The sequence below is a fragment of the Burkholderia sp. BE17 genome, assembly GCF_009362305.1.
GTDB lineage: Bacteria > Pseudomonadota > Gammaproteobacteria > Burkholderiales > Burkholderiaceae > Burkholderia > Burkholderia pyrrocinia_C.
Map to the genome: position 1 here is coordinate 77,493 of NZ_WHNU01000031.1, position 21,699 is coordinate 99,191.

At 67.3% G+C, this 21,699-nt stretch carries 19 protein-coding genes and 1 pseudogene; 9 read left to right on the forward strand and 11 right to left on the reverse strand.

Annotation, left to right across the window (positions count from 1 at the left end; genetic code table 11):
• Positions 1 to 121 precede the first annotated feature (121 nt).
• A complete protein-coding gene (locus tag GD429_RS25125) occupies positions 122 to 397 on the forward strand; it encodes a hypothetical protein (protein WP_152860875.1) in 276 nt (91 codons plus the stop codon).
• 89 nt (positions 398 to 486) lie between these two features.
• Here GD429_RS25125 and phnY read toward each other — a convergent pair whose 3' ends face one another.
• Both phnY and phnA read right to left on the reverse strand, forming a co-directional pair.
• On the reverse strand, positions 487 to 1,941 hold the full coding sequence (gene phnY, locus GD429_RS25130; RefSeq protein ID WP_152860877.1) for a phosphonoacetaldehyde dehydrogenase: 1,455 nt from the start codon (positions 1,939 to 1,941) through the stop codon (positions 487 to 489).
• A 29-nt stretch (positions 1,942 to 1,970) separates the two neighbouring features.
• The gene (phnA, locus tag GD429_RS25135; RefSeq protein ID WP_152860879.1) at positions 1,971 to 3,209 is read right to left on the reverse strand and encodes a phosphonoacetate hydrolase; all 1,239 of its coding nucleotides are present in this window, start codon (positions 3,207 to 3,209) and stop codon (positions 1,971 to 1,973) included.
• A 208-nt stretch (positions 3,210 to 3,417) separates the two neighbouring features.
• Here phnA and GD429_RS25140 point away from each other — a divergent pair.
• Together GD429_RS25140 and GD429_RS25145 are read left to right on the forward strand one after the other, a co-directional pair.
• Positions 3,418 to 3,630 (forward strand): annotated as a pseudogene (locus GD429_RS25140) (2-aminoethylphosphonate--pyruvate transaminase); the annotation flags it as partial.
• A 219-nt stretch (positions 3,631 to 3,849) separates the two neighbouring features.
• The gene (locus tag GD429_RS25145; protein WP_152860881.1) at positions 3,850 to 5,238 is read left to right on the forward strand and encodes an FAD-dependent oxidoreductase; all 1,389 of its coding nucleotides are present in this window, start codon (positions 3,850 to 3,852) and stop codon (positions 5,236 to 5,238) included.
• Positions 5,239 to 5,332: 94 nt separating this feature from the next.
• Here GD429_RS25145 and GD429_RS25150 read toward each other — a convergent pair whose 3' ends face one another.
• The gene (locus tag GD429_RS25150; protein ID WP_152860883.1) at positions 5,333 to 6,061 is read right to left on the reverse strand and encodes a phosphonate utilization associated transcriptional regulator; all 729 of its coding nucleotides are present in this window, start codon (positions 6,059 to 6,061) and stop codon (positions 5,333 to 5,335) included.
• Between the two features lie 195 nt (positions 6,062 to 6,256).
• On the reverse strand, positions 6,257 to 8,428 hold the full coding sequence (locus GD429_RS25155; protein WP_152860885.1) for a phosphocholine-specific phospholipase C: 2,172 nt from the start codon (positions 8,426 to 8,428) through the stop codon (positions 6,257 to 6,259).
• 231 nt (positions 8,429 to 8,659) lie between these two features.
• On the opposite strand from GD429_RS25155, the gene GD429_RS25160 reads away from it, so the two are divergent.
• Entirely contained in the window at positions 8,660 to 9,559 is a 900-nt protein-coding gene (locus GD429_RS25160) for a LysR family transcriptional regulator (RefSeq protein WP_321574860.1), read from the forward strand.
• 111 nt (positions 9,560 to 9,670) lie between these two features.
• Here GD429_RS25160 and GD429_RS25165 read toward each other — a convergent pair whose 3' ends face one another.
• On the reverse strand, positions 9,671 to 11,311 hold the full coding sequence (locus tag GD429_RS25165; RefSeq protein WP_152860887.1) for an L-lactate permease: 1,641 nt from the start codon (positions 11,309 to 11,311) through the stop codon (positions 9,671 to 9,673).
• 539 nt (positions 11,312 to 11,850) lie between these two features.
• On the opposite strand from GD429_RS25165, the gene GD429_RS25170 reads away from it, so the two are divergent.
• A complete protein-coding gene (locus GD429_RS25170; RefSeq protein ID WP_152860889.1) occupies positions 11,851 to 12,162 on the forward strand; it encodes a DUF4148 domain-containing protein in 312 nt (103 codons plus the stop codon).
• A gap of 116 nt (positions 12,163 to 12,278) precedes the next feature.
• Here the strand turns inward: GD429_RS25170 and gshA are convergent, their stop codons facing one another.
• The 3 genes from gshA to ada all read right to left on the reverse strand — a co-directional run bounded on the left by gshA (position 12,279) and on the right by ada (position 16,404).
• Positions 12,279 to 13,892 (reverse strand): glutamate--cysteine ligase, encoded by a 1,614-nt coding sequence (gene gshA, locus GD429_RS25175; RefSeq protein WP_193727187.1) that lies wholly within the window; start codon positions 13,890 to 13,892, stop codon positions 12,279 to 12,281.
• Between the two features lie 464 nt (positions 13,893 to 14,356).
• A complete protein-coding gene (locus tag GD429_RS25185) occupies positions 14,357 to 15,316 on the reverse strand; it encodes a DNA-3-methyladenine glycosylase family protein (RefSeq protein WP_193727188.1) in 960 nt (319 codons plus the stop codon).
• Complete coding sequence (gene ada, locus GD429_RS25190) at positions 15,313 to 16,404, reverse strand: bifunctional DNA-binding transcriptional regulator/O6-methylguanine-DNA methyltransferase Ada (protein ID WP_152860892.1); 1,092 nt, start codon at positions 16,402 to 16,404, stop codon at positions 15,313 to 15,315. The genes GD429_RS25185 and ada overlap by 4 nt, the downstream gene beginning before the upstream one ends.
• Before the next feature lie 431 nt (positions 16,405 to 16,835).
• On the opposite strand from ada, the gene GD429_RS25200 reads away from it, so the two are divergent.
• Complete coding sequence (locus GD429_RS25200; protein ID WP_034179392.1) at positions 16,836 to 17,249, forward strand: VOC family protein; 414 nt, start codon at positions 16,836 to 16,838, stop codon at positions 17,247 to 17,249.
• Between the two features lie 21 nt (positions 17,250 to 17,270).
• Here GD429_RS25200 and GD429_RS25205 read toward each other — a convergent pair whose 3' ends face one another.
• The 3 genes from GD429_RS25205 to speG all read right to left on the reverse strand — a co-directional run bounded on the left by GD429_RS25205 (position 17,271) and on the right by speG (position 19,407).
• Positions 17,271 to 17,825, reverse strand: coding sequence for a YaeQ family protein (locus GD429_RS25205; RefSeq protein ID WP_152860894.1), 555 nt, complete (start codon positions 17,823 to 17,825; stop codon positions 17,271 to 17,273).
• Between the two features lie 189 nt (positions 17,826 to 18,014).
• Complete coding sequence (gene sap1, locus GD429_RS25210; protein WP_027788811.1) at positions 18,015 to 18,362, reverse strand: surface attachment protein Sap1; 348 nt, start codon at positions 18,360 to 18,362, stop codon at positions 18,015 to 18,017.
• A gap of 502 nt (positions 18,363 to 18,864) precedes the next feature.
• Complete coding sequence (gene speG, locus GD429_RS25215) at positions 18,865 to 19,407, reverse strand: spermidine N1-acetyltransferase (protein WP_152860896.1); 543 nt, start codon at positions 19,405 to 19,407, stop codon at positions 18,865 to 18,867.
• Positions 19,408 to 19,558: 151 nt separating this feature from the next.
• Between speG and GD429_RS40610 the strand changes: the two genes are divergently transcribed.
• From GD429_RS40610 to GD429_RS25230, 3 genes are all read left to right on the forward strand, one after another.
• The gene (locus GD429_RS40610; RefSeq protein WP_006489933.1) at positions 19,559 to 19,729 is read left to right on the forward strand and encodes a hypothetical protein; all 171 of its coding nucleotides are present in this window, start codon (positions 19,559 to 19,561) and stop codon (positions 19,727 to 19,729) included.
• A 115-nt stretch (positions 19,730 to 19,844) separates the two neighbouring features.
• A complete protein-coding gene (locus GD429_RS25225; protein ID WP_321574861.1) occupies positions 19,845 to 20,093 on the forward strand; it encodes a DUF2795 domain-containing protein in 249 nt (82 codons plus the stop codon).
• 110 nt (positions 20,094 to 20,203) lie between these two features.
• Positions 20,204 to 21,562, forward strand: a complete 1,359-nt coding sequence (locus tag GD429_RS25230; protein WP_152860900.1) for a GGDEF domain-containing protein — start codon at positions 20,204 to 20,206, stop codon at positions 21,560 to 21,562.
• The last annotated feature ends 137 nt before the right edge of the window (positions 21,563 to 21,699 follow it).

The following is a 21,699-nucleotide window of genomic DNA, read 5'->3' on the forward strand; positions in this document are numbered from 1 at the left end:
GTTACCGGCGGTTACATAAGCGACACCGCGGTATCACCCATTCTGTACGCGCTACGTACCATGAAAGCAGGTGAACCGATTGCTCGCGGGCCCTGCCGCCCGCGAACGGAGGGAACGGCAAATGAAACGCATCCTGTTGTCCTGCGCCCTCGGCATCGCGGCCGCCTGCCTGTCGGCAAGCGCATTCGCGCGTGCCGACATCGGCGTGTATTTCGGCGTGCCGGGGCCCGTGATCGAAGCGCCGCCGCCTGTCTACTACGCGCCGCCGCCGCCCGTCGTGTACGAGCCGGCACCCGTCTATTACGGCCCGTACTACGGCGACTACCGTTACCGCTACTACCGGCATGACAACGGCTGGCATCGCGGCTGGCGTCATCACCATCACGACGACGATTGACCGTCGTCGGGCGGCCGTCGCGGCCGCGTCCCGCCGGGGGAAATTCCGCGCGCCGGCCTTCGAGCCGGCGCGTCCGCATCACGCGCTGCTTACCAGGGCAATGAATACGTCTTCGTATTCGTGAAGCTCTTCATTGCTTCCTGCACACCTTCCTTGTAGCCGAGCCCCGAATCCTTCACGCCGCCGAATGGCGTCAGCTCGAGCCGGTAGCCCGGCACCTCGCGCACGTTCACGCTGCCGACTTCCAGCTCGGTGATGAAGCACGTGATGTTGTCGAAGCGGTTCGTGCACACCGACGACGACAGCGCATAGTCGGTGCTGTTCGACATCCGGATCGCTTCGTCGATGTCGCGAAAGCGCATGATCGGCGAGACGGGGCCGAAGGTTTCATGCTTCACCAGCGGCATGTCGGGTGTCACGCGATCGATCACCGTCGGCGAATACAGCGCGCCGTCGCGCACGTTGCCGACCAGCAGCCGCGCACCGCGCGCGATCGCATCGTTCACCTGCTGCTCGCAGAACTTCGCGGCTGCTTCGTCGATCACGGTGCCCATGTCGACCGACGGATCCGATGGATTCCCGTACGACCACGCGCGCGTCTTCTCGACGACCAGTTCGGTGAAACGATCGGCCACCGCTTCGTGCACGAGCATCCGCTTGATCGCCGTGCAGCGCTGCCCCGAGTTCTTGTACGAGCCCGACACCGCGAGCGTGCTCGCTTCGTCGAGATCGGCGTCTTCCATCACGATGATCGGATCGTTGCCGCCGAGTTCGAGCACCGCGCGCCGGTAACCCATCCGCGCGGCAATCGACTTGCCGATCGATACGCCGCCGGTGAACGTGATCAGGTCGATCGCCGGGTTCGTGATCAGCTCGTCCGCGATCTCCGTCGGGTCGCCGGTGAGCACCTGCAGCATCTGCGGCGGCAGGCCGGCTTCATACAGGATGTCCGCGAACAGGTAGCACGACAGCGGCACCTTCTCCGACGGCTTCACGACGATCCGGTTGTTGGTCGCGACCGACGGCACGATCTTGTGCGCGACCTGGTTCATCGGGTGGTTGAACGGCGTGATCGCGGAGATCACGCCGAGCAGCGGATCGCGCTGCGTGTACACGCGGCGCTTCTTACCGTGCGGCGTCAGATCGCAAGAAAAGATCTGCCCGTCGTCCTTCAACACTTCACCGGCGCCGAACGTCAGCACGTCGGCCACGCGACCCGCTTCGTACGTCGAATCCTTGATGCACAACCCGGCTTCGGCCGTGATCAGCGCCGCGATCCCGGCGGTGCGCGAGCGCACGATGTCGGCCGCGCGGCGCAGGATCGCCGCACGCTCGTGGCGCGTGAGCGTCGGTCGGTACGCGCGCGCGACCGCGAATGCGCGCCGCACGTCTTCCAGCGTCGCCTTCGGCACGGTGCCGACCAGCGAGCCGTCGTACGGGTTGCGCACGTCGATCACCGCATCGCGATGAATCCGTTCGCCGTCGATTCGCAGTGCTTCGCGACGAATCTCGCGGACGGCCGTCGATCCCGCAATGGCGTTCATGAGTATGTCCCCTTGCCGATGCGTGCGCATCACTGCAGATGGTTTAGCGCGATGTCGATGATGTCGAAGTTGCGCAGCCGCGCGCGGCCCGTGACGTCGGCGGCGACCGGCTTGCTGAAGATCAGCGGCACGATCTGCTCGGAGATCCCGCCGTGCGAGCGCAGCGGCACGTCGAGCCCCGACAGGTCGTGCCTGATGCGGCGCGTGCCGAGCACGACGTCCTGCTTCGAGATCACGATCAGGTCGCCCATCCGCGCCGGCGGCAGTTCGAAGCGCGCGCAGCCCTCGGCACCCGTCAGCACGAGCTCGATACCGTCCACCGCCGCAAGACGCGCGCGCAGCGCATCGGCATCGGCCGACGCCGGCACGTAGACGGTCGCGAACGAGCCGAGCGCGCCGTGGTGCACGACGTACGGATCGGTGATCGGCAGGATCACGCGCGCCGCGTCGTGCCCGAGCCATTCGTCGAACAGCTCCTGCAGGTAGATCACGTTCGGCTCGCCGGTGGTGGCGTCGTGCTTCGCGTTCATCCCGTGGTCGGCCGTGATCGCGACGATCGCGCCGAGCGCGTCGAGGCGCTGCAGGTACTTGTCCATCATTGCGTAGAACGCGTTCGCGCCGGGCGTGCCGGGCGCGCACTTGTGCTGCACGTAGTCGGTCGTCGATAGGTACATCAGGTCGATCGGCCGCGTCTCGAGCAGGCGCACGCCGGCCGCGAACACGAATTCCGACAGATCCGCGCTGTACACGCCCGGCACCGGCTTGCCGACCAGCTCCAGCACGTTGTCGATGCCGTTCTCGTCGATGCTCGCCTCGTCGGCCTTCTCCGACGAGAAGCAGATGCCCTTCAGCCCCTTGCCGAGCAGGCGGCGCAGCTTGTCCTTCGCGGTGACGACCGCGACACGCGCGCCCTGTTCGGCGAAGGCCGCGAGCACGGTGGGCGCGACCAGGTACTTCGGATCGTTCATCAGCACCTCGGCGCCGGTGTCGCGATCGTAGAAGTAGTTGCCGCTTATCCCGTGGATCGCCGGCGGCACGCCGGTAACGATCGACAGGTTGTTCGGGTTCGTGAAGCTCGGCACCACGCATTCGCCCTTGAGCGCCGTGCCGGGCTTCAGCAGCGTGCGCAGGAACGGCGCGACGCCGGCCTCGGCCGCTTCTTCCAGATATTCGTATGCGCAGCCATCGACGCAGACCACCACCACGGGCCGGCTCATCCAGTTGTAGCGGCGGCCGTTCACTTCCACCGATACAGGCGTTTCAGTCATGACGTTCATTCCTTTCAGGTCGAAGGGGTTGAGCCGTCGGCGCCCGCGCCGCGCCGAACGGAGGTGCTTTCCGTGCTTGACATTAAAATCGATGGTTTGTAGATTGTCAACAACATGCAGAGAACAGAAAGCAAAGTAGCGCAGTGAAAGGAGGGCTGGCCTCTACTCACCCGCCGCGTGCCGCGACGCCACGGTCAATGAGTCTGAAGATGATCCGAACCACGACTTCAAGCGGTTTTATCGGGAGGTCAAAAAGCGCGGCTACATTTCGTATCCGGGCAAGCCGACCGAGGTCGAGGCGGTCCGGGTCGGCTGCATCGGCCACTTCGGCGAGGCCGGCATTGCGGGCGCCGTCGCGGCGATCGCCGACACGCTGCGGGCGATGTGCGTGCGCCGCGTATCGGCCGAGACGGCAGCCTGACATGACGTGATGCAATCGGCCGCGTGCCCATGCGATCGCCGACACACTGCGGGCGATGGGCGTGAGCCGTGTGTCGGCCGAAACGGCAGCCTGACATGACGTGATGCAACCGGCCGCGCGCCCATGCGCGCGGCCCACCCCGCCGTGTGTCGCCGCGCGGCGACCAGGTTTTCCGACCGTGCGCGGCACGACCCCCGCCCCTTATTGAAGAAACAACCGATGCGCCCCTTCTGGATCGAACAAGCGCTGTTCAACGACGGCGATCTCGCCCCCGCGCTGCAAGGCGCGACGCAGGCCGACGTCTGCATCGTCGGCGGCGGCTTCACCGGGCTGTGGACCGCGATCCAGGCGAAGCAGCAGAACCCGGCGCTCGACATCGCGATCCTCGAAGCCGACCTGTGCGGCGCCGGCGCGAGCGGCCGCAACGGCGGCTGCCTGCTCACGTGGTCCGCGAAATTCCTGACGCTGCGGCGGCTGTTCGGCGAAGCCGAGGCGATCCGGCTCGTGAAGGCGTCGGAAGCGGCCGTCCAGCACATCGCCGATTTCTGCCGCGCGCACGACATCGACGCCGAATTGCGGCTCGACGGCACGCTGTACACCGCGACGTCGCACGCGCAAGTCGGCACGCTCGCGCCGGTGCTCGACGCGCTCGCCGCATGCGGCATCCACAGCTACGAGCCGCTGCCGCCCGCCGAAGTCGCACGCCGCTCGGGCTCCGCGCGCAATCTCGACGGCGTCTACTCGCCGATTGCCGCGACCGTGCATCCCGGCAAGCTCGTGCGCGGGCTGCGCCGCGCGGCGCTCGCGATGGGCATCCGGATCCATGAACGCACGCCGATGCTCGACTTCACGCCCGGGCAGCCGGCCGTCGTGCGCACGCCGTCCGGCAGCGTCACGGCGAGCCAGCTCGTGTTCGCGATCAACGCGTGGATGGCGAGCCGCTTCCCGCAGTTCGAGCGGACGATCGCGGTCGTGTCGAGCGACATGGTCATCACCGAGAAATGCCCGGAACTGCTCGAAAAGACCGGGCTCGTGGACGGCGTGTCGGTGCTCGATTCGCGAATCTTCGTCTACTACTACCGCACGACGGCCGACGGGCGGCTGATGCTCGGCAAGGGCGGCAACACGTTCTCGTGGCGCAGCCGCATCGTGCCGGTGTTCGACCGGCGCTCGCCGTACGAGGCGCAGCTCACGCAAAGCCTGCGCGAATTCTTCCCGTCGCTCGCGGGCGTGCCGGTCACCGCGAGCTGGAACGGCCCGTCGGACCGCTCGGTGACGGGCTTCCCGTTCTTCGGCCGCCTCGACGGCGCGCCGAACGTGTTCTACGGTTTCGGCTATTCGGGCAACGGCGTCGGGCCGACCTACATGGGCGGGCAGATTCTGTCGTCGCTCGTGCTCGGCGTCGACAACGCGTGGACGCGCAGCCCGATCGTGCGCGGCCCGCTCGGCCATTTCCCGCCGGAGCCGATCCGCTATGTCGGCGCGCACGTCGTGCGCAATGCGATCCGCCGCAAGGAGCGCGCGGAAGACGAAAACCGGCAGCCGTCGGCCGTCGATACGTGGCTCGCGAAATTCGCGAGCGCGGCCGGGAAGGCCGACAAGGCGTGACGATGCGTTCGACGTGACGACGGTAACGTCGCAATGAAAAAGGGACGCTGCGAGGCGTCCCTTTGCTTTTTATGCGGCGACTCTTGCGGCTGCGTCAAGCGCGCGCGGTTTTCTCCCGCGCCGCCTTGCCCGCCGCCGGCAGCCCCTGTTCGTGCGTCCGGCGCATCCGTGCAAGACCGTGCGCGACGTGCTCGCGCACCAGCGCGACGGCCTTCTTCTCTTCGCCGCTCGCGAGCGCCTGCACGATCTTGTCGTGCTCGGCCGCCGACACCGCGATCGCATCTTCCTCGGCCTCGATCGCGGCCTGCCGCAGCAGCCCGAGCTGGCGCACGAGCCGGCGGTAGGTGTCGGTCAGGTGCGTATTGCCGACGCCGACGACCATCGCGTCGTGGAACTGCACGTTCAGCTCGGTATAGCGCGTGACGTCGTGCGTTTTCGCGGCTTCCTTCATCGACTGGGTGATGCCCTTCAGCACTTTCAGCGTGTCGGGCGAGATGCGCTTCGCGAGCGCGCGCGCGACCGACTCGTCGAGCATCGCGCGCACTTCGTAGATCTCCTCGGCCTCGCGCAGCGGCACGACGCGCACGGTCACGCCGCGGTTCTTCTCGTTGCGCAGCAGGCCGGCCTGCTCCAGCGCGCGGAACGCTTCGCGCACCGGGCCGCGCGACACGTTCAGCTTCGTCGCGATCTCGACTTCGTTGAGCTTCTCGCCGGGTGCGTATTCGCCGGAGACGATCGCGCGCTCGAGCATGTCCTGGACGATCATCGCGAGCGACTGGCTTTGCAGGAGTTCGATGGCGCTGAGCGTGTTCGGGGCAGTCATGGTCGGGCAAGCAGCGGAGCTGCGGGTGAAAACGAGGGCGCCATATCGGCGAATGATCCTTCTATACCCTCGGCCCGACACATTGTCAACAGTCTTCAGTTTCCAAAAACCAGTTCCTCCTGCCGGGATGCATCCGGCAGGCGGCCGTCGCACGGCGGGCGGACCTCACCCGAACCGCGCGACGTGTGCTGGCCGTCAGGCCGTGTGCTTCACCGGCCCCGGGTCGCTGTGGCTCGGCCGGCCCGTTTCGACGTGGCCCGCGAAGCGGCGCACGACCTTGTCGTCGCCGCCGCGCAGCGTGGTCGCGGTGATCGTCAGATCGTACCAGCCGTGGCTCGACGACAGCTCGAAGTGATCCTCGACGCGCTCGCCCGGCTCCAGCGTGTAGGTGCGCGCATGCGCATGGCTGTACGCGTTGTCGACCGTCACGCGGCACGTCGCGCGCCCGCTGTTGCGCAGTTGCAGGTACACGTGGCGGTTGCGCACGTCGTAGCCGATCTTCGCTTCGGGGTTCGCGTGGCGGCCATCCGCGGCGAGCCGCGTATTGCCCTGGAACTCGCACAGATAGCCGTTCGGGCCGTATGCGGCGAGATGGTACTCGCCGTGCGCGGCCGACGTGCTCCACGTGTCGACGAAGCGGTCGTGCGCGGACACCGCATAACGACGCGGCGGCGTCGCCGGGTTGCGGCGGTCGTACACATAGAACGCCGCGCCCGCGTCGCCGGCGTTCGCGAAGTCGAGCGACACGGTGTCGTCGTGCCCGATCACGCGGCTGTGCACGAACAGCTCGTACGGCAGCGCACGCGCCGGACGCGTGCCGGGCTCCTGCGCCGGCATCGACTGCTGCGCGGGCACCTGGTACGCCTGGCCGGCCGTCGCGATGTGCTGCGGCACCGTGAAGCTCACCGTGCGCGTGTCGGGGCGCGCGGAGAAGTCGAATGCCGACGTGAGGTCGCCGCAGATCGACCGGCGCCATGCGCTGATGTTCGGCTCCTTCACGCCGAAGCGCGCTTCGAGGAAACGCAGCACCGACGTATGGTCGAACGTCTCCGAGCAGACCCAGCCGCCCTTCGTCCACGGCGAGATGATGATCAGCGGCACACGCGGCCCGAGGCCGATCGGCTGGATGCCGCCCGGGTCGGCACCCGGCACGAGCGGGCTCATCTCGCCCGGGTACTTGTTCAGGTCGAGCAGCTCGTCGCCGAGGTTCGACAGCAGGTTCGACGACACGATGCCCTGGCCGCCCACGCCGCTCGTCACCGGCGGCACCGGCGGCACGACGTGGTCGAACAGCCCGTCGTTCTCGTCGTAGTTGAGGATGAACACCGTCTTCGCCCACACCTCGGGGTTCGACGTCAGCGCCTCGAGCACCATGTTGATGTAGAACGCGCCGTCGGTCGGCGATGCCTGCGGGTGCTCGCTGTACTTGTACGGCGACACGATCCACGACACCTGCGGCAGCCGGTTCGCCTGAACGTCGGCCTTCAGCTCGGCGAGCGTGTGATCCGACGCGCCCTTGTCGACCAGCGGGCCACTCGCGCCTTCCTTCACCTGGAAGCGCTTGAAGAACATCAGCGAATTGTCGGTGTAGTTGTCGGTCGGGTCGCCCGGGATGCCCGTGCCGCCCTGGTACACCTTCCAGCTGACCTTCGCGTTCTCGAGGCGCTCGGCGTAGGTCGTCCACGTGTAGCCGTTCACGTCGTCGCGCTCGCCGATGCCCGGGCCGTTCGGCGGGTTGCCGTAGATGTTGCGCGGGTCGACCGTGCCGGTCCACAGATAGATGCGGTTCGGCGCCGTATCGGCGTGCGCGGAGCAGAAGTACGAATCGCAGATCGTGAACGCGTCGGCCAATGCGTAGTGGTACGTGAGATCCTGGCGCTTCAGGTAACCCATCGTCAGCACGTCCTGCTTCTGGTTCACCCACTGGTCCCACTGGCCGTTGTTCCAGGCGAGGTGGCCGCTGCTCCAGCCGTGGTTGGTGCCCGGCTGGAATTCGGTCGTCTGCTTCGGATCGAGGTAGAACGGCAGCACGTACGGCGCCGACGGATCGAGGCCGCGCGAATGGTAGTTCTTCGTGAACGCCGACGCCGGCGGCTGCTGCCACACCGGTGCGCCGCTCGGCAGCAGGTGCGGGCGCGGGTCGTTGAAGCCGCGCACGCCGCGCAGGCCGCCGAAGTAATGGTCGAACGAGCGGTTTTCCTGCATGAAGATCACGACGTGTTCGACGTCGCGGATCGTGCCGGTGCGATAGGCGGCCGGCATCGCCAGCGCGTTGCGGATCGCGGGCGGGAAGCCCGCGTAGGCGGCCATCGCGCCGGCCGACTGCGCGGCGAGGCGCAGGAAATCGCGTCGATTGTTCGAGGACATGAAGAAGACCCTGTGGTCGGTAGGAGTGGGGTCGCCGGTCGAGCGGGGCCGGCGGTCGGTGCGTTGCCGTTATTACCCCGCACCGGCATGTCCCGGCCGTGACCGGTTCCCGCAGGTTTCTTGCGGTGACCCCCAGCTTTTTTTCGAAGCGGCATACGACGCGCCTTTCATCCGGCCGACACACGCATGCGCTACGCTGACGCGCGATGAAGAGGGGGGAGAAGCCGAGTCGTGTTCGATCAGCTGAAGGCGTTCCACGCGACCGTCCGGCAGGGCAGCATCACGCGCGCCGCGCGCCACCTGGGCGTGAGCCAGCCGACGATTGCCGCGCAGATCCGGCAGGTCGAGCAGGTGTACGGCGTCGAGCTGTTCTACCGCAGCGGCCGCAAGCTCGAAGTCACCGAGACCGGCATCGAGCTGCTGCCGCTCGTCGAGAAGATGATCGCGCTCGAGGCGCAGGCCGACATCATGCTGCGCAACGTCGGCGGCCTGTTCGAAGGCCACCTGCGGATCGGCGCGACGGGCCCGTACTACATCATGGACGCGGTCGGCCGCTTCTCGAACGCGCATCCGTCGATCGCGCTCACGTGCCGGATCGGCAACTCCGAGGAAATCCTGCAGGCGCTGCAGGAATTCCGCATCGACCTGGCCGTCTCGTCGCAGCGCAACGACGCCGACGGCCTCGAACGCAAGGTGATCTCGACCGATCCGCTCGTGCTCGTCGTGCATCGCAACCATCCGCTCGCGCGTTTCGACACGATCGACCCGGTGCAGCTCGCCGACGTACGGCTGCTGATGCGCGAGGAAGGCTCGGTCACGCGCCGCTGCACGGAGACGATCCTCGCGACGGCCGGCGTCGCGGCCGCGTCGGTCGCCGAGATCGGCAGCCGCGAAGCGATCCGCGAGGCGATCCTGCATGGCGTGGGCGGCAGCCTGTTTCCGCTCGGCGAGGCCGAGCGCCATCCGGACCTGCGCGTGATCGCGCTGCGCGGCATCGACACGACGATCGACGAATACGTTTACTACCTGAAGGCGCGACGCCAGAGCCCGGCGATCGATGCGTTCCTCGCATGCATCCTGCCCGCGGAGCACGTCACGCGCGACGCGGCGCAACGGGCGAACCCGCGCTGAGCCGCCGCGCGTTCGCCGCTTTCGCGCGTCTCTTGCCACATTTCCCGGCGCTTTTCGTCGCGCCTTTCGTCGTTATTTCCTCGTGCCTTCCTTCTCGCGTCCGGCCACGCGTCACTTCGGCAGCGCCGGAATCATCCACGTGAACACGTGCTGCTGCAGGAACACGAGCACGCCGAGCAGCAGCGTGAGGATCACGCTGTGCCAGAAGGTACGCGCGAACACGACGCCTTCCTGCCCCTTCAGGTCCGTCGTCGACACGCCCGTCGCGATGTTCTGCGGCGAGATCATCTTGCCCATCACGCCGCCCGACGAGTTGGTCGCGGCCATCAGCACCGGATCGAAGCCGAGCTGCCTGGCGGCGACGACCTGCAGGTTGCCGAACAGCGCATTGCCCGACGTGTCGCTGCCGGACAGGAACACGGCGATCCAGCCGAGCGACGCGGACACCAGCGGGAACAGCGCGCCCGTCGACGCGACGCCGGTGCCGAGCGTGTAGCTGATCCCCGAGTAGTTCAGCAGGTACGCGAGCCCGACGATCATCATCACCGTGACGATCGCGATCCACGTCTGCCGCCAGGTCTTGACCACGCATTCGAGGAACGCACCGGCACCGGTGCGCGTCAGCACGGCCGTGACGATCGCCGAGAGCAGGATCGCGGTGCCCGTGCCGAGCGGCTGGAAATCCCAGATCGCCGCGTACGGCTTGTGGTACAGCGACACGAACACCGCATTGTGCAGGCCCGGCCACTTGATCTTCACGTCGCCGATCGCCGCGACGTTCGCATGCACCCACACGATCACGATCACCGACACGACGAGCCACGGCAGCCAGCCGCCGAAGCCCGCGCGCGCGGCGCCGGCCGCCGCCGGCACGCTGCGCGCGAGCGCGTATTGCGGATCGGGCTGCGGCTTCCACAGCTGCAGGAAGCCGATCGTGACGATCAGCGACGTGAGCGACGACAGCACGTCGGTGAGCTGGTAGCCGAGGAAGTTCGACGTGACGAACTGCGCGATCGCGAAGCTGGCGCCAGACACGAGCAGCGCGGGCCACAGCTGCCTGATCGAACGCAGCCCGCCATACGCGCCGACCACGTAGAACGGCAGCAGCAGCGCGAAGAACGGCAGCTGGCGGCCGACCATCTGGGCGAGCGTCGCGGGCGGCAGCGACGTGACCGCGCCGAGCACGGTGATCGGCACGCCGAGCGCGCCGAACGCGACCGGTGCCGTGTTGAACAGCAGCGTATAGGTGAGCGCTTCGAGCGCGGGGAAGCCGAGTGCGATCAGCAGTGCGCTCGTGATCGCGACCGGCGTGCCGAATCCGGAGATCCCTTCGAGCAGGCAGCCGAACGAGAACGCGACGACGAGCAGCACAAGGCGGCGGTCGTCGGGCAGGTTGTCGAGCATCCACTGCCGGAACTGGTCGAAGCGGCCCGACTTCACCGCGATGTTGTACAGCAGCAGCGCGTTGAAGACGATCCACATCACGGGCACGACCGCGAGCGCCATGCCCGCGCCGACCGCGTTGAACGCGAGCCCGGCCGGCATGCCCCACGCGCCGATTGCAACCGCGAGGCCGGCGACGAGCCCGGCGAGCGACGCCTGCCACGCGGGGCGGCGCAGCACGCCGAGCGCGATCAGCGCGACCGCGATCGGGATCGCGGCGACGAGGAAGGACAGGAGCAGCGAGTTGGCGACCGGCGTCAGCGGCTGCGCGAAGACGATGCCGGGCGGTAGGGCGTCGGTGGGGTTCATCGTGTCTCCAAATGTCGGCCCGGTTGGCGCTTCAGCGCTTATGTCGGACCGAGTGAGTGCTTCGGCACTTGCTCGGAACCCATGCCTTGCGTAGGGTCCCTTGCCTTGGGCGAGCGCCCCGGGTTGGCGCCTCAGCGCCCCCGGATTCGGTGCAAAGCGGTCGTTCTGCTATCGCGACAACGATCGGGCGCTTGCGCACGCAACCACGTTGCACGGCCAACCGATCAGTCGCTTAAAAGAGGTTAGGAGGCGCGGGGCGCTTGTACAAGGGGGACAAGCCCGATGCGTGGCGCCCCGATACGGACCGTCCGCCGCACGATGACCGGCAGTTGGCCGGCCGCTGTCGCGCTCGACAGGAAACCCTTCACGAACGGTTCGCCGGGGCACTCAACGCCAGCGCCCGCGCAATGTTGCGCGCGCTACAAAGGTGACTACCGGCAAGCGGGATGTTTCGTTTGGCGTCCGAAGCCTAGACTGGCCCCATCGATTCCGCCCGCGCCGACGACGGCGCGGCACCGGAACCTCACGGAGCAAACACGATGAAGACGATGAAACACGCGGCATGCGCATTCCTGCTGATCGGCGCGGCCTTCGCCGCGCACGCGCAGGCCGCATCGACGCTGACGCGTGCGGAGGTCCGCCAGGAACTCGCTGAGCTGCAGGCCGCCGGCTACCGGACGAGCCTCGCGAGCAGTCCCGACTTTCCGGAGAACATGCAGGCGATCATGCAGCGAGCCGCGCAGGTGCGCGGCGACGATGCGAGTTACGGCAACGGTGGCCGGGCGAACGTGGAATCGGGCAAGCCGGCGCTGCCGCATACGATCGATCGCGGCACGTACGCGCATCACTGATTGCTGACCGAACCGGATTGATCGCGTAACGGTGCGGCGCGACCGGCAACGGAGATGAGCAGACGGAGATGCGCATCGTGCACCGCGCCGATCGACGCGGTGCACAAGCGCGATCGTTACACGCTGAAGCGGTTCAGCGTATACGCGCGATAGGCCGCGACGAACGCGTCGAACGATCCGGCCTCCTTCGCTTCGAGCTCGGCCTGCTCGGCCAGCGACTTCGCGGCGAGCGCCTGCTCGGCGCGCAGCGTGTCCGCCGACGGCGGATGTGCGCGGAAATACGCGGCATGCGCTTCGCTCTGCGCCAGCGCGAACGCGAGGAACGACTGCCCGTTCTCGCGCATCGTGTGCAGCACGCGCGCGGACGGCGTGCGCTCCGGATCGGCGAGCTTCTCGCGCTGCGCGGCGATCGCGCGCGCGTGCTCGTCGCCGCCGCGGATTTCATCGAGACGGCGGCCGACGGTTTCGATATCGGCCATCAGGTCGTCCGCCCACGCCTGCAGCGTGATCGGCTGCCCGTCGCGCGACAGCGTAAGCCCCGGCTTGCGGCCTTCCATCGTCACGCTGCCGAAGTTTGCATTCGCTTCCTTGTACGCGTCGCAGTCGAGCGGCGCGCTGTCGTCGAGCGCGCACGCGAGCAGGAACGCGTCGATGAAGCGCGCGGTCTCCAGCGCGATGCCGATCGGCTCGAACGGATCGATGTCGAGGCAGCGCACCTCGATGTACTGCACACCGCGCGATGCGAGCGCATGCAGCGGGCGTTCGCCCGAATACGTGACGCGCTTCGGCCGGATCGTCGAGTAGAACTCGTTCTCGATCTGCAGCACGTTCGTGTTGATCTGGATCCACTCGCCATCGCGATGCGTGCCGATCGCCTCGTATGCGGGATACGGCTCGCTGACGGCCTTCGACAGCGCATCGAGATAGCCGGGCAGCGTGTTGTAGTCGACGTGCAGCGCGGCCTGGGCCGTCGTGTTCGAGTAGCCGAGATCGCTCATCCGCAGGCTGGTCGCATACGGCTGGTACAGCGTATCGGCGTCGAACGTATCGAGCTTGTGCGGCTTGCCGCGCAGGAACTTCGTGTCGAGCGCGGGCGACGCGCCGAACAGGTACATCAGCAGCCAGCTGCGGCGGCGGAAGTTGCGGATCTGCGCGAGATAGCGCTCCGACTGGTAATCGACGAGCGTGGCCGTCGACCCTTCTTCCGCATGCAGGCGCCGCCACACTTCCTCGTGCAGCGAGTAGTTGTAGTGGATGCCGGCGATGCACTGCATCGTGCGGCCGTAGCGATACGCGAGGCCGCGCCGGTACACCGTCTTCAGGCGGCCGATGTTCGACGTGCCGTAGTCGGCGATCGGAATCTGGTCGTCGGCCGGCAGCAGGCCCGGCATCGAGTCGTTCCACAGCATCTCGTCGCCGAGCGCCGCATAAACGTAGCGATGCAGTTCGTCGAGGCGTTCGAGCGTGATCGCGGCGTCGCGTTCCGCGGGCGTAATCAGCTCGATCAGCGCTTCGGAATAGTCGGTCGTCAGCGCCGGGTGCGTGAGTGCCGAACCGAGCGCGCGCGGATGCGGCGTGAACGCGATCGTCCCGTCGCGCGTCACGCGCAGGCTTTCCTTTTCGATGCCGCGCAGGCCGTCGGGCAGATGCTGCCGCGTCGGGCCCGAGCTCAGTGCTTCGAGGCGATTCAGCAGCAGTTCGGACTGGCGGTGAGTCATGGTGTTCGACATGGAGACGCAAGTGCGTGACGGCCGCGCGCAGAACGCCGCGCGCGGCCGGCTGGATTGTTGGTCGCTTCGTTGGTAGCGGGCACTTTAACATCTCGCCGGAACACGCGCTTGAGGTGGCCGCTGGCATGGCTCGCGGGCCGGAGCGGGCCGCCGGACGGGCCGATCGCGGCCGTCGCGGCTCGTGCCACCGGTTTCACGCAGCGCCGATCGGCACGCCGGTCGCGCAAATTCGTCCGACGGAACGTGAAGCGCGGACAGGCGGCGGCAGGTGCAACCGTGCGGCCGAACTGACAGAGGAAAGAGGTATACGCGCGCGTTGCGCGCCCGGCATCCGGCAGGCACCGGATTCGCCGAATCGTCGTGATGGCCCGCATCCGGCCGGCAGCCGGCGAATGGCGGCACGGCCTGCGCAACGGGTTGCATCGCGGCCTCGTCCGGTCGCACCCGAGCGCGGGCCGCCCCAGTCACCCGCCGCGCGCGCCGCCCGCCCGGTCGGCCACTTCGTTCCACAAATGCAGCGCCGCGTACGCGCGCCACGGCCGCCAGCCTTCGGTGCGGCGCTTCTGGCTCGCGAGACGGTCGAGCGACGGATCGCGCGCGGTGATCGACTGCATCAGCACGAGATCGGATGCCGGCCACGCGTCCGGGTCGCGCCACGCGCGCATCGCGATGTATTCGACGGTCCACGGGCCGATGCCGGGCAGATCGAGCCACGCGCCGCGCAGCGTCGCGAGGTCGGCATGCGCGCGATCGACCGGCACGTCGCCGGCCGCCACCGCGCGCGCCACGCCCGTCAGTGCCGCCACGCGCTTGCCGGGCATCCCGATCTTGTCGAGATCGCACGCGGCCAGCGCGTCGGGCGTCGGGAAACGCCAGGCCGGCGCGCCATCGTCGATAGGCACCACGCGCTCGCCCGCCCGTTCGACGAGCCGGCCGACGATCGTCGTCGCGGCCTTCACGCTCACCTGCTGGCCGACGATCGCGCGCACGGCCAGCTCGAACCCGGACCATGCGCCCGGCACGCGCAGCCCCGGCGCGGCCTCGACGAGCGGCGCGAACCACGGATCGCGCGCGAGCCCGCCGCCGATCGCAGCCGGATCGGCGTCGAGGTCGAACATCGTCGCGACGCGCGCGGCGAACGGTTCGTCGACATGACGCGCGACCGCGCCTTCGACCGTCGCGATCAGGCAATGCTTGCGCGGATGTTTCGTGACGGTGAGCCGGCCCGAGTCGCCATGCAGGTCGACGATGCGGCGATACACGCCGTCCGCGACCTGCTCGACACCCGGAATCGCGCGCCCGCTGAAGAAGCGCAGCACGCGCGCCCAGTCGTAGGGCGCGTTGAAGCGCAGTTCCATCTGCGCGGACGGCGGCACCTGGCCGCCGTTCACGGTCGACGTGATCGTTGTTTTCGCGATGCTCAAACTGCACTTCCCTCCGTCACGGCTTCGTTTTCATCGTCGTGCGCATGACGCGCCTCGGCCGCCAGCAGCGTCGCCTTGCGGCGCACGCCCCAGCGATACCCGGCGAGCGCGCCGCCCTTCTGCACGACACGGTGGCACGGAATCGCGAGCGCGACCGGGTTCGACGCACACGCGGACGCCACGGCGCGCACCGCGCGCGGCGAGCCGAGCGCCTCGGCGATCTCCGAGTAGCTGCGCGTTTCGCCGTACGGAATATGCGTCAGCGCTTCCCACACGCGCTGCTGGAACGCGGTCGGCGCGATGTCGAGCGGCAGGTCGAATGCGTGTCGCGTGCCGTCCAGGTACGCGCGGATCTGCGTGACGAACGGCGCGAGCCGCGCGGACGATTCGACCAGTTCGGCGCGCGCGAACGCATCCTTCAGCTCGCCGACCAGCAACGCCGGTTCGTCGCCGAACGCGATCCGGCAGATGCCCTGTTCGGTCGCGGCCACGAGCACCGTGCCGAGCGACGTCGACGCGGTCGCATAGTCAATCCGCAGGCCCGCGCCCTGACGGCGGAACGCGGACGGCGCCATCCCGAGCTCGCGCGGCACCGACGCATAGAGCCGCGACGGCGAGTTGAAGCCCGCATCGACGGCCGCCTGCGTGACCGGCTGCCCGCTTTGCAGCGCCTGCCGCAGCGCGGCACCGCGCTGCGCGGCCTGGTACTGCCGCGGCGATACGCCGACCACGCGCTTGAAGAGCCGCTGAAGGTGGAACGGGCTCACGTGCACGGCATCGCTCAGCTGCTGCAGCGTGAGCCGCTCGGCATGCGCGTCGAGCACCGCGCACGCGCGGTTGACGATCTCGAGCTCGCGCGGCAGCCCTTCCGGCTGGCAGCGCTTGCAGGGCCGGAAGCCGGCCGCACGCGCGGCCGCCGGATCGGCGAAGAAGGACACATGCTCGCGGCGCGGCAGCCGCGACGCGCAGGTCGGGCGGCAGAACACGCCGGTCGTGCGCACGGCATAGAAGAACGCGCCGTCCGCATGCGGATCGCGCTCGGTCACGGCGCCCCAGCGGGCATCGTCGGTCGGATAGGCGGTTTTCATCTGAACCTCGCACTCTCAAGTGTAGATGGTGCCTACTCTAGACATCGGCACGTGCCGTCGCGCCCTGAATCTTGCTCTGTGATTCGTACCGGCGAACCGGGGGCGGATCACCCCGGAATAAATCCGACAAAACGGCCGCGCCGGCTGCTCCGGCGCGGTTTTCGTCATCGTCCCGTCACCATTTTGCTGCAGTGCGAATGCGACAAATCGCCGTCCTGACGTTTTTTTGCATTTGGAATATTGCGTCGCACCATCGCCGTGTGTATAGTTGGAACTGTCTCCTCCATGTCTCCTCCTGATATGGATTAAGCCCGTTCCGCTCTGCGTGAACGGGCTTTTTTTCGTCTGTCGATTGTGCCGCGTTCCGGCCGGCGGCGCAGGCGCGATGCGTCTACACTCGATGCTCGTCGACTGCGAAGGAGTATCAGCCCATGAAACCCACCATCCGCGCGATCGATCACATCGTGCTGCGCGTGACCGACATGGCCGCGATGACGCGCTTTTACTGCGACGCCGTCGGTTGCCACGTGGAGAAGGAACAGCCCGATCTGGGCCTCGTGCAGTTGCGCGCCGGCGATGCGCTGATCGACCTGCTGTCGGTCGGCGGCCCGATCGACCGTCCCGACAGCGGCCCGCCCGGCACGGGACGCAACCTCGATCACCTGTGCCTGCGCGTCGAGCCGTTCGATCCCGACGCGCTGATCGCGCATTTCGCCGCGCATGGCGCGCGGCCGGGCGCCCCCGCGGAACGCTACGGCGCCGGCGGCTACGGGCCGTCGATCTACCTGTTCGATCCCGAAGGCAACATGCTGGAATTCAAGGGGCCGCCGGCCGCGATCGGCTGAGCACGGCCGGTGCGCGGGCGGTCACGCGTCCGCGCGCGCCTTCAGCACCGTCCATTCGACCGCGATCGGATCGTGGTCGGCGCTCGAGATCCACGCCGCGCCGTCCTGGACCGTGCACTGCAGGCGCATCGTGCGCTCCGCGAGCTGCCCGAGCTCGGCCGCGACGCCATCGGCCAGCGACAGCACCTGCACGTTGCGCAGCCGCTCGACCTTGCTGCGCACGCCCTGCCACCAGATATCCGACGTCTTGCCGCCGTACGCGATCACCGTGACCTGCCCGGCGCGGCCGGCCGCCTTCGAGATACGCCGCTCGTCGGGCTGGCCGGCCTCGATCCACACGTCGATCGCGCCCGTCAGGTCCTTCTGCCACAGATCGGGCTCGTCGACGTCCGACAGCCCCTTGCAGAATTCGAGCCGCTCGTGCGCGAACAGCGCGAACGCGACGATGCGCACCATCATCCGGTCGTCCGTTTCCGACGGATGGCGCGCCACCGTCAGCGCGTGATCGGCGTAGTAATGCCGATCCATGTCGGCGATTTGCAGTTCGGCTTTGTAGATCGTGGATTTCAGCGCCATGCGGATGCGGCCCGGGCGGGCATTCGGTTCGGTCGGGCCGTGATGATACCGAATGCGCGCCGTCCGGCGCGTGTCATGTGCGCCCCACAGTGCAACGGCGCGGCATGCGCCGGGCCGCGTTCGCTTCGCGCCGCCGGCTCATCGGGCCGGCGCGCTCGCGCGTCGTACGACTGCGCGGTGACTGCGCGGTTATTGCTTGACGAAGCGCGAATCGGTCCAGAGACCCTGCTGGTCGCTGTTGTCGGCGCTGACGAACTGCACGTCGCCCTGGTCGACCGACACCACGCGGAAGCGCTGGCCTTCCGGCACCGACAGGCAGCGGTAGTCGTCGAAATACTGCTGCTTCGCCTGCGACTTGCCGTCGCGTTCGTGACTCAGTACGGAGTCCAGATTGTCTTTCGACAGGCAGCCCCACGCGTTCTTCGTCAGCTGGATTTCCTGCGTCGGCTTGACCGCCGAATCGCCGCCGGCCTGGGCAATCGACACCGCGCAAAATGCGCCGACGAGGGCAAAAAGGATACCGGTACGCTTCATCATTTTTTGTCTCCAGGCTTGCGGGCACCAGGCTTGGGTTAGCTATGTGTTTAAAGGTAATCGTCAACCCGCATTTTTCACTTTAGAAGACCGGCAAGCGATAGCAAGCACATTTGTTGTGCGACCGCAATAGCGGCGGATTGTCGCACCCCGTGCGCAGCCCGTTTTTCGCGCGATGCGCGCGTGGGACAAAGCCTGCCGTGCGCCGGACAGGCCCGTGGCGCCGGGCGGAAAGCGTTACCCGGCAAGACTTTCAGCAAAGTTACAAGGCGACGATTGAACGGTTTGGATAATCCATTTCTATATCCGGATCATTTTGATGCGTTGCACATAAAGTCATCCGAAACGATCCGACATTACCGCAGCGCGGAATCGCATTTACCTGATACAAGAAAAATGCCAGGTATAAGCGCGTCCGTATTTATCCGTGTTTCCCCGCATGCATCCTGCGCCCGCGGAGGCCGTGCCGCGGGCGTCGTTCGTCAGCGTGTTTACCCTGCTTTATTCAGGCCGATTGCTGGCGCTCGAAATAATCGCGCTGGAAGATGCACATGCGATATGCGTTGTGATACGCGCCGTTGCCGAAAAATTCTTCCTTCAATTCAGCCTCGTGCTGGAAACCGCATTTTTCGTACACGTGAATCGCCGCCGCATTCGACGTATCGACGATCAGGTACAGCTTGCGCATGTTCAGTACGTTGAATGCGTACTTGATCGCGAGGCGCGTCGCCTGGCCCGCATAGCCGCGCCCCTGGCATTGCGGCGCGATGATGATCTGGAACTCGCCGCGGCGATGGATGTAGTCGAGCTCGATCAATTCGACGAGACCGACCAGGTCGTCTTGCGCATCGACCGCGACGAAACGGCGCTCGCGCTGGTCGTGCACGTGGCGGTCATACAGCTGCGACAGTTCCGAAAAGGTTTCGTACGGCTCCTCGAACCAGTAGCGCATGATCTTCGCGTCGTTGTTCAGCTCGTGGACGAAGCGCAGGTCCTGGCGCTCCAGCGGCCGCAGCGCAAGCGTATTGGTATCGTTCTGGAGTTGCATGTTCATGTCCTTTTTGATGCCGGCGCACGTGCGGAACGCCCGTGCGGCGCGGCCGCGCTCGGGCCTGTTCCGCACTGTGAGAAGTTGAACGCGGGCGAAGTTCAGAGCCTAGAATGTGAGCAAGGGTTCCTGCCACTGCAGGGAGGCTATCGTGATCGAGCAAGTCATACTCGGTATTTTTCTCGTGCTGCCGCTCGTGATCGTCGCAGCGTTGTTTTCCGACGAACTTTGGCAGGAACATCGGCGCCAGCATCCGCGCGACGAAAACGCTCCGCACATCGACTGGAAGCATCCGTGGCGCCGCGTGCGACGCGGGCATTGAGCCGATCGCCGTCGATCCGCAGCGCGCACCGGCCGGGCCGCCCCGGGCCGGGCAACGCGTGGTGCACCCTTATTCCGCTTCGAACCGATTCCCGCCCAACCCGCGAGACACCGACGTGAACGACAAGCCCGCCCTCCCTCCGCACGATATCCCTAACGAAACCATCGACCTGCAGATCGCCGACGTGCTGGCGGCCGTCCGCTACCCGGCGAACAAGGATGCGATCGTCGATGCCGCGCGCGATGCCGGCGCCAGCAACGAGGTGCTGTCGATGCTCGACGGCCTGCCCGAACAGGACTACGCGGACGTCAACGCCGTCACGCACTGGGTCGCCGGCAACTTCGGCCCGGGGCTCGGCATTTGAGCGCGCGCCAATAACGCGATAGGATCGGGCCGCACCGGTCGCGCCGCGGCCGGGATGCGTGGCGCCCGGCGCAAGACCGGGCGTTTGCGCACGCGTGTCCGGGGGACTCCATGGAAGGCATCCTGATCCAGCACACGACGCGCCGTCAGCTCTGGTTCGGCGCGCTGACGGCGCTCGTCATCCTGCTTGCGCTCGGGATCGCCGCGCCGCACGCGAACGTCACGCTGCCGGCCGTCGAGCCGTTCATGCCGATGTGTGCGCTCACCGTGTTCACGACCGCGAGCATCGCCGCGTTCTTCCTCGGCGCGCAGTTCACCGTGACGCGCCAGCCGGTGCTCGGCGCGCTCGGCGGCGCCTATGCATTCACCGCGCTCGCCGTCGCGCTGCAGTTGCTCACCTTTCCGGGCGTGTTCGCGCCGCAGGGCCTGCTCGGCGCTCGCCCGCAAAGCGCCGCGTGGATGTGGATCTTCTGGCATGCGGGCTTCCCGTGCTTCGTGATGGCCGCGCTGCTCGCGCGCGAGCGGCTGACGCACGCACCGGTCGGCGAGAAACAGACGCGCCGGTGGGCCATCGCGCTGGTCGGTGGGCCGGCCGCTGCGGCCGCGCTGCTGTGCGCGCTCGCGCTGAACGTATCGCTGCCGCCCGCGTTCCATCCGCCCGGCGACGCGGCCTTGCTGCCCGTCAATGGCGTCGCGCTCGTCGTGTGGATACTCAACGCGCTTGCGCTCGTGGCCGTGCTGGCCTCCGGCCGGCTGCGCACGACGCTCGACCTGTGGCTTGCGATCGCGGTGCTCGCGTGCCTCACCGACACGACGCTGAACCTGCTGACCACGAACCGCTTCACGGTCGGCTGGTATGTCGCGCGCGTGTTCAGCATGTTCACGCCCGGCGTGCTCGTGTGCGTGCTCGCATGGGAAGTGACGATGCTGTACCAGCAGCTGTTCGAGGCGCATGCCACGCTGATTCGATCTTCGTCACGCGACGGGCTGACGGGCGCGTTCAACCGCAGCCACTTCAACGATCATTTCCATACGCTGTTCCTGCAGGCGCGGCGGCAAGGCGAACCGCTGTCGATGCTGATGGTCGACGTCGATCGCTTCAAGGCATACAACGACGCGTTCGGTCACGTGAAGGGCGATGCGTGCCTGATCGCGGTCGCGAACGCGCTGGCCGGCGCCGTGAGGCGGCCCGCGGATATCGTCGCGCGCTACGGCGGCGAGGAGTTCGCGATCGTGCTACCGAACACGGGCGCGCGCGGCGCGCGGGTCGTTGCCGAAGAGGTGCGCGAAGCCGTGTTGCGGCTCGATCTCGCGATGCCTGCTTCGCCGGCGGGGCGCGTGAGCGTCAGCGTCGGCTGCGCGACCGTGTCGGCCGACGAGCTGTCGACACCCGACGCGTTGATCGAAGCCGCCGATGCCGCGCTGTATCGTGCGAAGGATGCAGGGCGAAACAGGGTCGCCGCCGCCTGAAAACGTCTGCTGTTTGGGGCATTTGTTACGGTCATTTTGACCGGAATAATGCGCCGTTACGCAATGCGGGGCAGGGATACCAATGCTTACAGCCCGTGTTGCGGGCGCTCGCTATGCTGGGTTTAATAACGAACCCG